This is a genomic window from Haloglomus litoreum (assembly GCF_029338515.1).
Classification (GTDB): Archaea; Halobacteriota; Halobacteria; order Halobacteriales; family Haloarculaceae; genus Haloglomus; species Haloglomus litoreum.
In genome coordinates, this window is sequence record NZ_CP119988.1 from 2,020,606 (window position 1) to 2,034,716 (window position 14,111).

General features: G+C 70.1%; 10 protein-coding genes. 9 read left to right on the top strand and 1 reads right to left on the bottom strand.

The annotated features are described in order from the left end of the window. Positions 1 to 75 precede the first annotated feature (75 nt). From P2T62_RS09975 to P2T62_RS10015, 9 genes are all read left to right on the top strand, one after another. On the top strand, positions 76 to 2,025 hold the full coding sequence (locus P2T62_RS09975) for an AMP-binding protein (RefSeq protein ID WP_276261247.1): 1,950 nt from the start codon (positions 76 to 78) through the stop codon (positions 2,023 to 2,025). A 221-nt stretch (positions 2,026 to 2,246) separates the two neighbouring features. Next, positions 2,247 to 4,400 (top strand): bacterio-opsin activator domain-containing protein, encoded by a 2,154-nt coding sequence (locus tag P2T62_RS09980; RefSeq protein WP_276261248.1) that lies wholly within the window; start codon positions 2,247 to 2,249, stop codon positions 4,398 to 4,400. A 41-nt stretch (positions 4,401 to 4,441) separates the two neighbouring features. Continuing rightward, the gene (gene acs / locus P2T62_RS09985; protein WP_276261249.1) at positions 4,442 to 6,439 is read left to right on the top strand and encodes an acetate--CoA ligase; all 1,998 of its coding nucleotides are present in this window, start codon (positions 4,442 to 4,444) and stop codon (positions 6,437 to 6,439) included. 488 nt (positions 6,440 to 6,927) lie between these two features. Next, the gene (locus P2T62_RS09990) at positions 6,928 to 8,253 is read left to right on the top strand and encodes a substrate-binding protein (protein ID WP_420028450.1); all 1,326 of its coding nucleotides are present in this window, start codon (positions 6,928 to 6,930) and stop codon (positions 8,251 to 8,253) included. Positions 8,254 to 8,352: 99 nt separating this feature from the next. Beyond that, entirely contained in the window at positions 8,353 to 9,312 is a 960-nt protein-coding gene (locus P2T62_RS09995; RefSeq protein ID WP_276261251.1) for a branched-chain amino acid ABC transporter permease, read from the top strand. After that, entirely contained in the window at positions 9,309 to 10,733 is a 1,425-nt protein-coding gene (locus tag P2T62_RS10000) for a branched-chain amino acid ABC transporter permease (protein WP_276261252.1), read from the top strand. The genes P2T62_RS09995 and P2T62_RS10000 overlap by 4 nt, the downstream gene beginning before the upstream one ends. After that, complete coding sequence (locus P2T62_RS10005; RefSeq protein ID WP_276261253.1) at positions 10,733 to 11,491, top strand: ABC transporter ATP-binding protein; 759 nt, start codon at positions 10,733 to 10,735, stop codon at positions 11,489 to 11,491. The genes P2T62_RS10000 and P2T62_RS10005 overlap by 1 nt, the downstream gene beginning before the upstream one ends. Before the next feature lie 133 nt (positions 11,492 to 11,624). Beyond that, positions 11,625 to 12,371, top strand: a complete 747-nt coding sequence (locus P2T62_RS10010) for an ABC transporter ATP-binding protein (protein ID WP_276261254.1) — start codon at positions 11,625 to 11,627, stop codon at positions 12,369 to 12,371. A gap of 2 nt (positions 12,372 to 12,373) precedes the next feature. Continuing rightward, positions 12,374 to 13,054: a thioredoxin family protein gene (locus P2T62_RS10015; RefSeq protein ID WP_276261255.1), complete on the top strand. Its 681-nt coding sequence runs from the start codon at positions 12,374 to 12,376 to the stop codon at positions 13,052 to 13,054. A 96-nt stretch (positions 13,055 to 13,150) separates the two neighbouring features. On the opposite strand, the gene P2T62_RS10020 is transcribed toward P2T62_RS10015, so the two are convergent. Beyond that, the gene (locus P2T62_RS10020; protein ID WP_276261256.1) at positions 13,151 to 14,047 is read right to left on the bottom strand and encodes a DUF7537 family lipoprotein; all 897 of its coding nucleotides are present in this window, start codon (positions 14,045 to 14,047) and stop codon (positions 13,151 to 13,153) included. Positions 14,048 to 14,111 lie beyond the last annotated feature (64 nt).

Below are 14,111 nucleotides of genomic sequence, written 5' to 3' on the forward strand. Positions count from 1 at the left end.
GGTGAACACCGGGCGGATTCGGGATATTATGTACAACGTTTAATGTCGAGGTCCGGCGACCTTCCAATCGTTCCGATGTCCAGGCGCGACCCGGAGGTGGACAACCCCGCGGCGAGCGACGCCTCGAAGGATCGGTACGCGCCACCGGACTGGTTCGTGGAGACGGCCAACGTCTCCGACCCCGAGGTCAGGCAGCGGTTCGAGGACGACTGGCCCGCCTGCTGGGCGGCGGCGGGGGATATGCTCGAGTGGGAGCGCCCGTACGAGACGGTGCTGTCGACGACCGACGACCGGCTGACGTGGTTCCGGGGCGGCCGGCTGAACCCCTCGTACAACTGCGTCGACCGGCACGTCGAGGCCGGACGGAAGAACGCCGTCGCGCTGCGCTGGATCGGCGCGTCCGGCGAGCGCGAGTCGCTCACGTACCTCGACCTCCAGCACGAGGTCCAGGCCGTCGCGGCCGGGCTCCGCTCGCTGGGCGTCGGCCAGGGTGACGTGGTGACGCTGTTCATGCCGAACGTGCCGGAGCTACCGGTGACGATGCTCGCCTGCGCGCGCCTCGGTGCCCTCCACAACGTCGTCTACGCGGGGTTCTCGGCCGGCGAGCTGACCGAGCGGATGGCGAGTGCCAGCTCGGAGTTCCTGGTCACCTGCGACGGCTACTACCGCCGGGGGAGCGCCGTCGGCCAGCGGAACACCGCCGACAGCGCGCGCCTCGACCTCGACGCCGACGTGACGGGCGTGCTGGTCGGCCGGCTCGAGGACGACCCGCACCTGGGCCGTGACTACCACGGCTACGGCGCGCTCCGCGACGAGTTCGCGGGCACGACGGTCGACCCGGTCGCACGCGACGCCGTCGACCCGCTGTTCGTGCTGTACACCTCCGGGACGACCGGCGAGCCCGATCAGGTGACCCACGCGACCGGGGGCTACCTCTCCTACGCGGCCTGGACGGCGATGGCCGTGCTGGATATCCGGCCGGAGGACACGTACTGGTGTGCGGCCGACATCGGCTGGATCACCGGTCACACCTACGGCGTCTACGGGCCGCTCGCGCTCGGGACGACCACGCTGCTCCACGAGTCGCCGGCCGACCACCAGGCCGGCGGCCACCCCTGGAACAGCATCGAGCGCGAGTCCGTGGACGTCTTCTACACGTCCCCGACCGCGGTCCGGTCGATGCGCCAGCGCGGCGCGCCGCCCTGCGAGGAACACGACCGCTCCTCGATTCGGTTGCTGGGTACCGTCGGGGAGCCCATCGACCCGACGACCTGGCACTGGTACCGCGAACACCTCGGCGGCGGGGAGGCCCCCGTCGTCGACACCTGGTGGCAGACCGAGACCGGCGGCATCGTCGTCGCGACGCTGCCCGCGGTCGACTCGATGGAGCCGGGGTCGGCCGGTCCCGGCGTCCCGGGGCTCTCCATCGAGGTGGTCGACGGCGGTGGCGACCCGGTCGACGACGGCCAGGAGGGAACGCTGGCGGTCCGCCGCCCGTGGCCGGGGATGTGCCGGCGGCTCACTGCGGAGGCAGCGGAGGGGGGTGCCGGCGCCGAGACCCCGGAGGCCTGGCAGTACGTCACGGGCGACCGTGCGGTCCGCGGTGAGGACGGCTACGTCACCCTGCTGGGCCGGGACGCGGACACCATCGAGATGGACGAGGCGGTGGTCGGGACGGCGACCGTCGAGCGGGTCATCAGCTCGCTCGACGGCGTCACCGAGGCGGCGGTCGTCCCCATCCCGGGAACGGACGAGGTGGCGGTGTACGTGAGCTGCGAGCGGAGCCGCACGGACCGGGAGACGCTGGCCGAACGGGTCCGCGAACGGGTCGCACAGGAGGTCTCACCCGCCGTCCGCCCGGACCGTATCGTCGTGGTGCCGGAGCTCCCGAAGACCCACTCCGGGAAGGTGATGCGACGGCTGCTCACCGACGTCGTCGCGAACCGGGGCTACGGCGACACGAGCGCGCTCCGGAACCCAGAGGTCGTCGGTGAGATCGAGACGGTGACGCGCGAGCAGGAGTGAGTCTATTTCGGTCGAACGGTACTCCCCGAAACCGTCTCCGCCCCAGACACTCCGGACCTGCACATACCCGGCCCTTGTGGCACTTCCGGGCCGTGACCTGTCGATAGAGCGGGACGGCCGGCGATAAATGGCGAGACGGCAGCGGTCCCGGACACCCCACCGTCACGGCGGGGCGTGTATCGCCGGTGGTTTTATTTCGGAAAGCCTCGAATCCGCGAAGTATGTCTTCGGAGGGGCAGGCCAACAGGGTGGAGATCGACCGGGGCCGGTATCGCCAGCTCCTGGGCGCCGCTGGCACGGACCGGGAGCGGCTGGTGCTCCGGCTGGCCGGCGAGGTGGGTCTGACGCCCACCGAGATGACGCGGCTGGAGGCCGGCCACGCCGAGACCCGCCTCCACGACGGCGGTGTGAGCCACGCACTCCGCGTCCCCGACGGTGACGGGGGGACGGATCGGCTGGCGCCGCTCCCGGCCGACCTGGAGTCGGCGCTGACAGCCTACGTCGGCCCGACCGCCGAGCCGGACGCCCCGGTGTTCGAGGTGACCGCCCGGCGGCTGCAGATGCTGGTCGGGTCGGTGACCGACCGGGCGGCCGAGGCCGCCGCCGACCCGGCGCTGGAGCGGGTCTCCACGGCGGATCTCAGACGGTTCTTCGGCCGCGACGCCGTGGAGCGGGGGGTCGCTCCCGGGGCGGTGCTGGCTGCCGGGGGCTGGGACCGGCTCGACAGCATCGGCGCCGGTGTGTCGGACCCGGACGGTGAGGCAGCCGTCTCGGCGTTCGCGAACGCAAGCCCCCCGGTGGTCCCCGACGACGCGCCGGCGACGGAGACGGTGGGGGAGGCCGCGGGGCCGGACCCTCGTGCGCTCCGGGATGCCCTCGACCGCCTCGACGCCGCTGTCGTGGTGCTCGGCCCGAGCGGGCGTATCAGGCACGCGAACCGGTCGTTCGAGCGTCTCACCGGTCGCCGCGTCGACGGGGTCGTCGGACGTTCCTTCGACTCGCTCGTCCTCGACGACGCCCTGCCGGGCGAGTTCTGGCGGGCGGTCGCCACGGAGGGCGCCTGGTCCGGCGTGCTGCCGTACGCCAGCGCCGAGGACGGCGCCCGGGAGCGATGGACCCGTGCCTCGCGGGTTCCGGACGGAACGGGCGGCGCAGAGCGCGTCGTCGTCGAGATCCGACAGCAGGGGACGAGCCCGGCTGCGGGCCGGGCGAAGGCGGTGGCGGCGTCCGCCCGGGCGGTCGGCGAACGGCTCCTCGACGAACTGACCCGTGACGGGGTACTGGCAGCCGCGACAGAGGTGCTCGCGCGGGGGGACGCGTACGCCTGCGCCTGGGTGGTGGACCCGTCGCCGCCGCAGGGGCTGGAACCGCTGGCCGCGGCCGGTGTCGAGCCGTCCGTCGCCGCCGAATACGCCGCCGGCGACGCCGACCTCGCGGAGGCGGCGCGGACCGTCGCCGAGACCGGCACCGTCCGGACGATAACCGTCGACCCCGTCTCCGCGGCGCCTGACGCCCCGTCGCTCCTACTGGCCCCGTTGCGCCACGCCGAGAGCGTCCACGGCGTCCTGGTGCTGGCGGCGCCCGGAGCGGCCGACATCGAGGACCGCGAGCGCGAGGTCGTCGCCGATCTGGGGCGGCGTGTCGGGCTGGCGCTCTCGGCTGCCGAGTGGCGCCACCTGCTCCTCTCGGACACGGTGCTGGAGCTGACGTTCGAGAGCACGGACCCCGACTCGCTGTTCGTCGACGCCTCCGACCGCCATGGCTGCCGGATCGAACTCGACGGGATGGTCCCCGTCGAGGAGGGACTGCTCTACTACGTGACCGTCTCCGGGGCGGCGCCCGAGGACGCGCTGGGGACCGCCCGGGAGGCCGGCGAGGCGCGGCTGGTCGCCGACCGTGGGGACGCCGCGCTCCTGGAGGTCGCGGCGCCGAACGCGTCGCTGGCGACGCCGCTCGTCGAGCGGGGCGGGAACGTCCGGTCGCTGGTCGCCGAGGACGGGCGCGCGGAGCTGGTCTGCGAGTTCTCACCCGACGCCGCGGTCCGCGACCTGCTGGACGCCTTCCGGGAGGCGTTCCCGGAGTCGAACCTCCTCGCGAAGCGCGAGGAGGACCGGCCGACCGCCTCCTCCTCGTCGCTCCGGGCCGCCGACGACGAGCTGACCGACAAGCAGCGGTCGGTGCTCCGGGCGGCCTACCACGCCGGCTACTTCGAGTGGCCCCGCGGCAGCACCGCCGAGGAGCTGGCCGACTCGATGGACATCTCCTCCCCCACGCTCCACAACCACCTCCGCCGGGCCCAGCAGCGGCTCCTGACGGCGCTGTTCGAGGGCGAGAGCCGCCCACTCGCCGAGGAGACGGTCAGTTGGGATAGCTAGCGGGGCGGGTTATTATGGTGGGTGGGGACGCTCCACCTGTTATGTCCGAACAGGAAGAGCCGGACCCGGACGCGACCATCGAGGCGCGCCTCCACGAGCAGGAGTACTTCCGTCCGCCGACGGAGTTCGTCGGCCAGGCCAACGCCTCCGACCCCGCCATCCACGAGGAGGTGGGCGATTTCCCCGAAGGGTTCGAGCACTACGCCGAACTGCTGGACTGGGACACACACTGGGACGAGGTACTGGATGCCTCGAACCCGCCGTTCTACGAGTGGTTCGTCGGCGGCGAGCTCAACGCCTCGTACAACTGCATCGACCGCCATCTCGACGAGCGCAAGAACCAGACCGCACTGCTGTGGGAGGGTGAGGGCGGCGAGCAGCGCAACATCTCCTACCAGGACCTCTACCGACGCGTGAACGAGACGGCGGCCGCGCTCCGTGACGCGGGCGTCGAGGAGGACGACGTCGTCACCATCCACCTCCCGATGGTCCCGGCGCTGCCCATCACGATGCTCGCGTGTGCGCGTATCGGTGCCCCTCACTCCGTCGTCTTCGCCGGCTTCTCCGCGCAGGCGCTGGCCGAGCGCGTCGACTCTGCCGATTCGGACTTCGTCGTCACCATCGACGGCTACTACCGCCGTGGCGACTTCCTGCCCCACATCGAGAAGGCCGACGAGGCCCACGAGGACGCCGACCGCGACCCCTCGACCCTGGTGTGGACCCGCCACGACGACGTCCACGACTCCGTCGACGTCTCGGATGACTACACGATGATGGCGGACCTGCTGGACGAGAACCGCCGCGAGACGGTCGAACCCGTCTCCAGGGACGCCGAGGACCCCCTGTTCCTGATGTACACGTCGGGGACGACGGGCAAGCCGAAGGGCTGCCAGCACCGCACCGGCGGCTACCTCTCGTACGTCACCGCGACCTCGAAGTACGTCCTCGACATCAAGCCCGAGGACACGTACTGGTGTGCGGCCGACATCGGCTGGATTACCGGACATAGCTACATCGTCTACGGTCCGCTCGCGCTCGGGACGACCAGCGTGATGTACGAGGGTACTCCGGATCACCCGCACAAGTCCCGGATGTGGGAGATCGCCGAGCGCTACGACGTGGACATCTTCCACACCTCGCCGACCGCGGTCCGGATGTTCATGAAGTGGGGCCCGGAGTACGTCGAGGGCTACGACTTCGACTTCCGCCACATGACGACCGTCGGTGAGCCCATCCAGCCCGAGGCGTGGCTCTGGTACTACCAGCACATCGGCGACGAGGACGCCGTCATCGTGGACACGTGGTGGCAGACCGAGACCGGCGGCCACCTCATCACGAACCTGCCCGCGCTGGAGGACATGAAGCCCGGCAGCGCCGGCAAGGCGGCGCCCGGTATCTCGCCGGCCCTCGTCGACGACGACGGGAACAAACTCGAACCGGCGAGCGGGCAGGCCGGCAATCTCATCATCGAGCGGCCGTGGCCCGGCATGCTCCAGACGGTGTACGGCAACGACGAGCGGTTCATCGACACCTACTGGGCGGACTTCTCGGACACGGATTCGGACGACTGGACCGACTGGAACTACAAGGCCGGTGACGGCGCGGTGCAGGCCCAGGACGGCTACTGGCGCGTCCTCGGCCGGCTGGACGACGTGATGAACGTCGCCGGGCACCGGCTCGGGACCATGGAGCTCGAATCGGCCGTCGCCGAGGTCGAGGACGTGGCCGAGGCCGCCGTCGCCGCGCGCGAACACCCCGAGAAGGGCGAGGTCCCCGACGTGTACGTCGTCGTCCGGGACGGCGTCGAGCCCAGCGACGAGGTCCGTGACCGCATCATCGCGGCCGTCGAGGACGAGATCGGCGCGTTCGCCCGGCCCGCGAACGTGATGTTCGTGAGCGACCTGCCGAAGACCCGCTCCGGCAAGATCATGCGCCGTATCCTCGAGAACATCTCCAACGGCGACGACCTCGGGGACACCACGACGCTCCGCGACCCCTCTGTGCCGGAGACCATCCGGGACCAGGTCCACGGCGACTGATCGGTTCCGTCCCCCACCGGGGAGCCATCCCCCGCCCGCACCCGGTTCCGTCCCCGTCCCGGTCTCGTCCTGCTGCCGCCGTGTTCCAGGCTCTTCCCGCAGCCGTGGTCCAGGCCCGTACCGACATCCCGGGAGCCACGTCCGTACCCGGACCTGTGTGCGGGGCTGCGCCCCGGTTCCTGGTCGGCCGGGGGGTCGGTATCCCGGATTCGACTCGGCTACAGGACCGTCGACACCGTCCGAGCGCGTGAGCGCCCCCCGGCTGCGGCCGTCGCCGTGTGCGCCCCGTCGTCCCCCGCAGGAACGGTTCGTGGACGGGTGGGGGTTGATACCGGCGTGTTCTCCGGAGATATAGTGGAACGATAACATGGGTTACAATACCTAGGTACCAGGGTTAACCCACGGAAAGACACCTATCGGATGTCGTGACCCGAAGCGAATCACCGACACGAAGGGACGTACTGAAAGGCGCCGCGGGCGCCGCAGGCATCGCCGGGCTCGCCGGCTGCACGCAGGGCGGAGACGGTGGAGACGGCGGCGGTGGCGGTGACGGCGGTGACGGCGGTGACGGTGGCGGCGGCGGCGGTGGTAACCAGTACCCGCCGATCGGTAACTTCCCCGTCGAGGGGGACGAGGTGGTCATCGGGTTCAACGTGCCCCAGTCGGGGCCGTACTCCGCCGAGGGGCAGGACGAGCTCCGCGGGTACAACCTCGCGATGGACCACCTCAACAACGGTGGCGGCTGGGTCGAGTTCTGGGACGACCTCTCCGGGGACGGCATCCTCGGCAAGACCGTCGCCTCCGTGGAGGGTGACACCGGGACCAGCCCGGAGCAGGCCACCCAGCAGGCCCGCCGGATGATCAGCCAGGACAGCGCAATCATGATCACCGGGGGCTCGTCCTCGGCGGTCGCCATCGCGGTCCAGGAGCTGTGTCAGGAGGAGAAGGTGCAGTTCCAGTGCTGTCTGACCCACTCCAACGACACGACCGGCTCCTCGTGTGTCCGCTACAGTACGCGTGAGCTGTTCAACGCGTACATGACGGGTGCGGCGCTGGCACCCATCCTCAACAGCGAGTACGGGAGCAACCTGAACTTCTACCAGCTGTACGCGGACTACACCTGGGGCCAGACGGTCCAGGAGTCGATGAACCAGTTCCTCACGGACTCGGGCTGGTCGCAGATCGACTCCGTCCCGACCCCGCTGGACACCTCCGACTACTCGTCGTTCCTGTCAGACGTGCCCCGCGACGAGACGGACGTGCTCATCCTGGCCCACTACGGGCTGGACGCGGCGAACTCGCTGCCCCAGGCCGTCGACCAGGGCCTCGACCAGGACATGGAGATCGTCGTCCCGCTGTACAACCGCCTGATGGCGCGCGCGGCGGGTGACTCCATCAACGGCGTCTTCGGGACCGTCGACTGGAACTGGCAGTACGACAACCAGGCGACCAACAGCTTCGTCGAGGACTACACGGCCGAGCACGACCGCAACCCGTCGTACGCGGCCCGACTCGCGTACAACGCGCTGATGCAGTACGCGGCGGCCTGCGAGCGCGCGGGGACGTTCTACCCGCCGGAGGTCATCCGACAGCTCGAGGACTACACGTACGCCGATGCCGGCCTCGGCGTCGAGGAGCGGCTCCGGAAATGCGACCACCAGGCGATGCGCCCGGTCCAGGTCGTCCGCGGGAACATCCAGGGCGAGGACGAGTTCTTCGAGCTGGTCGAGCAGACCCCGCGCGAGGACGTCCAGTACGCCTGCGACGACGGCCCCGCCGCCCAGTGTGACCTGGGCGAGTACGGCGACGAGTAACCACCCCCTGCGCCGCTATCGGTCCCTCTCGGACCACGCCCGCTGCCGGGGGCACGCACTACCACGAACCCACCAGTCTCAACATACACCGGTCACACCATGCTACCACTCCAATCGACGCTCATCAGCATCATCATAAACGGCCTCCAGCAGGGGGCCATCTTCGCCCTGCTGGGCATCGGATTGACCATCGTCCTCGGGACGATGAAGTTCCTCAACCTCGCCCACGGGGCGCTCTACCTCATCGGCGCCTACGTCGGGATGCTGTTCTCCGTCCAGCGGTCGCTGGCCGACGGCACCCTCTACAACCTCGGATTCACGACGGTCGGGCTGAAGGCAACCGAGGTGGACGTTCTGGGGGTGATGGTCAACCTCAACTTCCTCCTCGCGATGGTGATGGTCCCGCTGGTCGTCTTCGGCATCGGGGTCCTGATGGAGCGGTTCGTCGCCCGGCCGTTCTACGACCGCCCCGAGACCGGACAGCTGCTCGTCACGTTCGGGCTGGCGCTGGTCGTCCAGGAGGTCATCCGGGCCCTGTTCGGCCCGACGACGTTCCAGGCCTACCAGCCCGTGAGCGGCACCATCGCCGGCACGGTCTCGCTGTGGCGCGTCATCATCATCGTCATCAGCATCGGCATCATCGCCGCGACCTACCTCGCCATCGAGCGGACCGACTTCGGGCTGGTCGTGCGCGCGGGCACGGAGGACTCCGAGATGGTCCGGCTGCTCGGCATCCCCATCACGCGCTCGTACAGTCTCGTCTTCGCGCTGGGGGCCGCGCTGGCGGCGTTCGCCGGCCTCATCGGTGCCTCCTTCCAGACGGTCAGCCCGCCCATCGGCACCGAGCGCGCGCTCGTCCCCGCCTTCCTCACCATCGTCGTCGGTGGCGCCGGCAGCGTCGTCGGCGCCATCGCCGGCGGGATGGTGCTCGGGTTCGTCTTCGCCGGGTTCCAGCAGCTCGCACCGCAGTGGTCGAACATCGTCCTGTTCGGCTCCGTGGCCGTGGTCATCCTGACCCGGCCTGAGGGCCTGTTCGGGAGCGCGGAGGTGTCGTCGTGAGCGACGACCGTTCCGCGGCTCCCGGCGCGGACACCGGGACCGATACGACCCACGAGGGCGGTACCGACGGCCCGGGCCGGGGCCCGACGCGGACCGACGGCGGCACCGTCACCGCGCCGGCGGCCGGCGGCAGCAGCGGCTCGGCCATCGAGCGACTGGTCGCGCTGAGCAAGCGCGAGTCGGTCGTCGTCGTCGGCTCCGCCATCGCCCTGCTCGCGCTCCCCATCCTGCTGATCGACGGGCTGGGACTGCTCAGCACCGTCCTGTTCGGCTCGCCGAAGGTCGCCGGCTACGAGGGGCTCTCGGCGCTCATCCTCGCGTTCGCCATCGCCGTCATCGGCTTCGACATCCTGCTGGGCTACACCGAACTGCTGTCCTTCGGTCACGCCGCGTTCTGGGGTGTCTCCGCCTACACCGCGGGGATCGTCAGCGCGCAGCTGACCGCCAACCCGCTCGTCATCGTCTTCGCCGGCATCGCCGTGACCGCGCCCCTGGCCGTCATCATCGGCTTCCTCTCGATCCGACGCAGTGGCGTCTACTTCGCGGTGCTGACGCTGACGTTCGGCCAGATGCTCTACTTCTACGCCCTCGGCCCGGGCTCGTGGCTGACGGGCGGTGCAAACGGGTTCACCGACATCCAGTCCAACCCGCTGTTCGGGTTCGCGCTGGGGGACACCATCCAGGACATCTACTTCGACATGACCGGTGCGCTCCTGCTGGACATCCCCTTCGCCCGCTGGAGCATCGAGTACCTGTTCCTGGCGACGTTCACCCTCATCGCCATCTGGCTGGCCTACCGCATCATCAACTCGCCGTACGGCCTCATCCTGTCGGCCATCGGTGAGAACGAGCAGCGCGTCGACTTCGTCGGGCTGGACGTGTTCCGCTACAAGCTGATGGCGTTCGTCATCTCCGCGATGTTCGCCGGGGCGGGTGGCGCCCTGTTCGCCGTCCACGAGCGCGTCGCCGGGGTCTACCCGGGGTCGCTCTACTGGATCACCAGCGGTGACTTCGTCATCATGGCGGTCCTCGGGGGCACGGGCTCCATCGCCGGTCCGTTCCTCGGCGCGCTCGTCTTCGAGTACATCAGCAACGTCGTCAGTTCGCTGTCGTTCGTGCTGTTCACCGGGCCACTGCGCGGTGTTCTCGGCGAGTTCACGCTCAACTTCGGCCCCGTCTGGCGGCTCGTCCTCGGCGGCGTGTTCGTCCTCGTCGTCGCGAAGTTCCCCGACGGCATCCGTGGCGCCATCGCGAGCGCCGTGGCGGCCATCGAGGAACGGGTCGCCGGCTCGGGCGGCGGCGGGTCGGCGGCCGACCCGGCCGTCGATGTCGAGGCTGGCACTGACGGCGGGCCCCCGACCGACGGCGAACCATCGAACGACCCGGACGACGGTCCCGCGCGGACCGGAGGTGACGACTGATGGCGCTGCTCCAGACCGACGGCCTGACAAAGCGGTTCGGCGGCCTCGTCGCGGTCGACCACGTGAACCTCAGTATCGAGCGCGGGGAGACCCGCGCCATCATCGGCCCGAACGGGGCCGGCAAGTCGACCTGCATCAACCTCATCACCGGGCTGCTGGAGCCGACCGAGGGCACCGTCACGTTCGACGGCGAGGACATCACGGACCTGGAACCCTACCAGACGGTCCAGCGCGGTGTGGCAAAGTCGTTCCAGACGGCCTCCATCTTCCCCAGCATGACCGTCGAGGAGAACGTGAAGATCGCGGCGTTCGCCGCCGAACACGGCTCCTTCCAGTTCAACTTCCTCCGGGACCGCCAGGACTTCCCCGATGTGAACGCCGTCGTCGACGAGATGCTGGCGGCGGTCGAGCTGGCGGGCAGCCGCGACCTCGAGGTCGGGAGCCTCCCGTACGGGGACAAGCGCCGCCTCGAGATCGCCATCGCCCTCGCGGCCGAACCGGACCTCCTCCTGATGGACGAGCCGACGGCGGGGATGTCGCCGGAGGAGACGCAGGCGACGGTCGACCTGGTCGAGGACCTGCAGGACGAGCTCGGACTGACCATCGTCCTGGTCGAACACGACATGGAGATCATCTTCCGCGTGGCCGACAAGATCACCGTGCTGAACCGCGGCAGCGTCATCGCCGAGGGGACGCCGGACGAGGTGCAGGGCGACGAACAGGTCCAGGAGGCCTACCTCGGGGGTGTCGAGCTATGAGCACGCCCAGACGTTCGTGCTCGGGGCTTCGCCCCTGCGCGACCGTCGGCGCTCCACGCCGACTATTCGGGGAATCTGGGTCCCCCGCTTGCTGCGACTGGTCAGCGAACACTCACCACAGGGGGTGGTTCGCGTGAGCCTGCTCGAGGTCGACGCCATCGACGCCTACTACGACCAGAGCCACATCCTCCGCGAACTCTCGCTGACGGTCGAGGAGGAGCAGATCTGTGCGCTGCTGGGCCGCAACGGCGCGGGGAAGACGACCACCCTGCGCTGTGTCGCGGGTGCGACCCCGCCGGACGTCCGGTCGGGCGACATCCGCTACCGCGGTGACTCGCTCCTCGACCGCGACACGGAGGACATCTCGATGGAGGGCATCGGGATGGTGCCCGAGGAGCGGCGTGTCTTCTCCGAACTGACGGTCGAGGAGAACCTCCACATGGCGGACGTCTCGCGGAACCGCTCGAACACCATCGGCCGGGGACTGCAGCAGGTCCGGGAGACGCGACCGGTCTCGGAGCTGTACGAGGCGTTCCCCCGGCTGGACGAGCGGCGCAACCAGAAGGCCGGGACGCTGAGCGGCGGCGAGCAGCAGATGCTCGCCATCGCCCGCGCACTCAGGCAGAACCCCGGCCTGCTGATGCTGGACGAGCCGTACGAGGGCCTGGCGCCGCAGATCATCGCCGACGTGGAGGACGCCATCCGGCGCATCAACGAGGAGGAGGAGACCACCATCCTGCTGGTCGAGCAGAACGCCGCGGCGGCCATCAAGATCGCCGACTTCTGCTACATCGTCGACCAGGGGCAGATCGTCTTCGAGGGCACCGCCGAGGAACTCCGGGACGACGACGAGGCCCGACAGCGGTACCTGGGGGTCTGACAGTGTCCGAACTCCACACCGACCCCGAGGCGCGTCTGGACTACCTCCTCGAGCACGGTGTCATCGAAGAGGACCACGACGGGGACCTCCGGCTGACGGCCGAGTTCGCCGAGACACAGGACATCCACCACGACACCTACGGTGACATCTCCGAGGACCGGTTCGTCCGGGTCGTGGCGGACATCTTCGAGATCTCGGAGGACCGGGCCCGCGAGCAGGACGTGACCCGGAACGAACTGGTCGCGTTCACCACGCTCCAGACGTATCTGGAGGCCCCGCCGGACCGCGACGCGCTGGCGCTGCTGGCCGCGATGGTCGCGCGGTTCACGCCGCCCTCTGCCGTCCCGGACGGGATGCTGGAGCTGAGCGACGAGACGTACGGCGAGTTCCTCGACGGCCGGGACGCCGTGGTCGTCGTCTGGAAGCGGGTCTGCACCCCCTGCGACCAGATGAAGGAGGAACTGGACGACATCCGGGCCGGCGCGCCGGGCAACGTCGCCTTCGCCGGCGTCGACGGCGAGGAGGTGCCCGCGTTCCGCCGCGAGTTTGAGGTCACCGCGGCGCCGACGACGCTCGTGTTCGCCGACGGCGAACTGGTCGAGCGGTTCGACGGCAAGCCGGAGGTCGAGACCTTCCACGAGACGTTCGACGAGGTCTACGGGACGGCGGAAGTGGGCGGCTGATCGGCCCTCACCGCCGGTGCCCGTTCGATGCAGGATGGGACCGGTATTCGACCCTCCTGCGTCCGGATCTCCCGTACAGCCTTCTTCGACACCCGATTACACGATGGCCGACCGCCGGCGTTCGCGGTCGGCCGACACCGCGCGGTCGAGCCACGGCGGCTCACCGACCGTCACGTTCCCCAGCGCCCGGTAGCTGATGCGCCAGTCGACGTCGTACTCGTCGCCGTCGTGGTACGCCCGGTAGCGGAGGTGGAGCGACCGGACGAGCCCGTCCTCGGTGACGGTCGCGCGGAGGGCGGGACCGGGGCCGGAGGGCCCGACCGCGTCGGCCGGACCGGCGGTGAAGCCGGAATCGCTCGGCCGGCGCCCCTCGAGCACGTAGACCGTGGTGCCGTCGACGGTCCGGTTGCCGACGACCCGCGTCGGGATGGCCTGGAAGATGGCCTCGTAGCGGCTGGCCCGGTAGTTCGACTCCCCACCGAAGGCGGCCGTCCCGGACCAGTACTGCCACGTCGCGAACGGGCTCTGGTCGGCCCGGGTCAGCGAGTAGGTCACCTCGCCGTCGCGCGTGATGCGACTCGCGTACAGCGTCCCGTTGGCCCAGTAGCGCGCGCGGGCCGGGGGCCGACCGAGGATGACCGGGCCCCGCGGCCCGGCTGTCTCGACGGCGGCCAGGTAGGTCCGGTTCCGGTCGAGCCGGAGGTCGAGGTCGATCCGCGACCGGACGCTGTCGTCGATGAAGTAGGTCGACCGGTTGGAGCGGAGCCGGTAGCTCCGGTTCTCGAGTACCTGGTCGTGGGCCAACGCCAGCCGCTCCGGGTTCACCACCCCTTCGGCCGTGACGCCGGGGGGGTAGTCGGCGCTCCCGGCCGGGACCGGTGCGGGCGTCAGGCTCTCCGTCGGTGGGCCCCCGCTCCCGGGCGCCAGGCCGCTACAGCCCGCGGTCGCCAGGAGAACGGCCAGCACGACGACGGCAGGCGGTCGACCGACCATACCCCACGTACGGACGAGCGCCGTCTAAACACTCCGCCTAGTGCGGTGGCTGGTTCCCAGCACT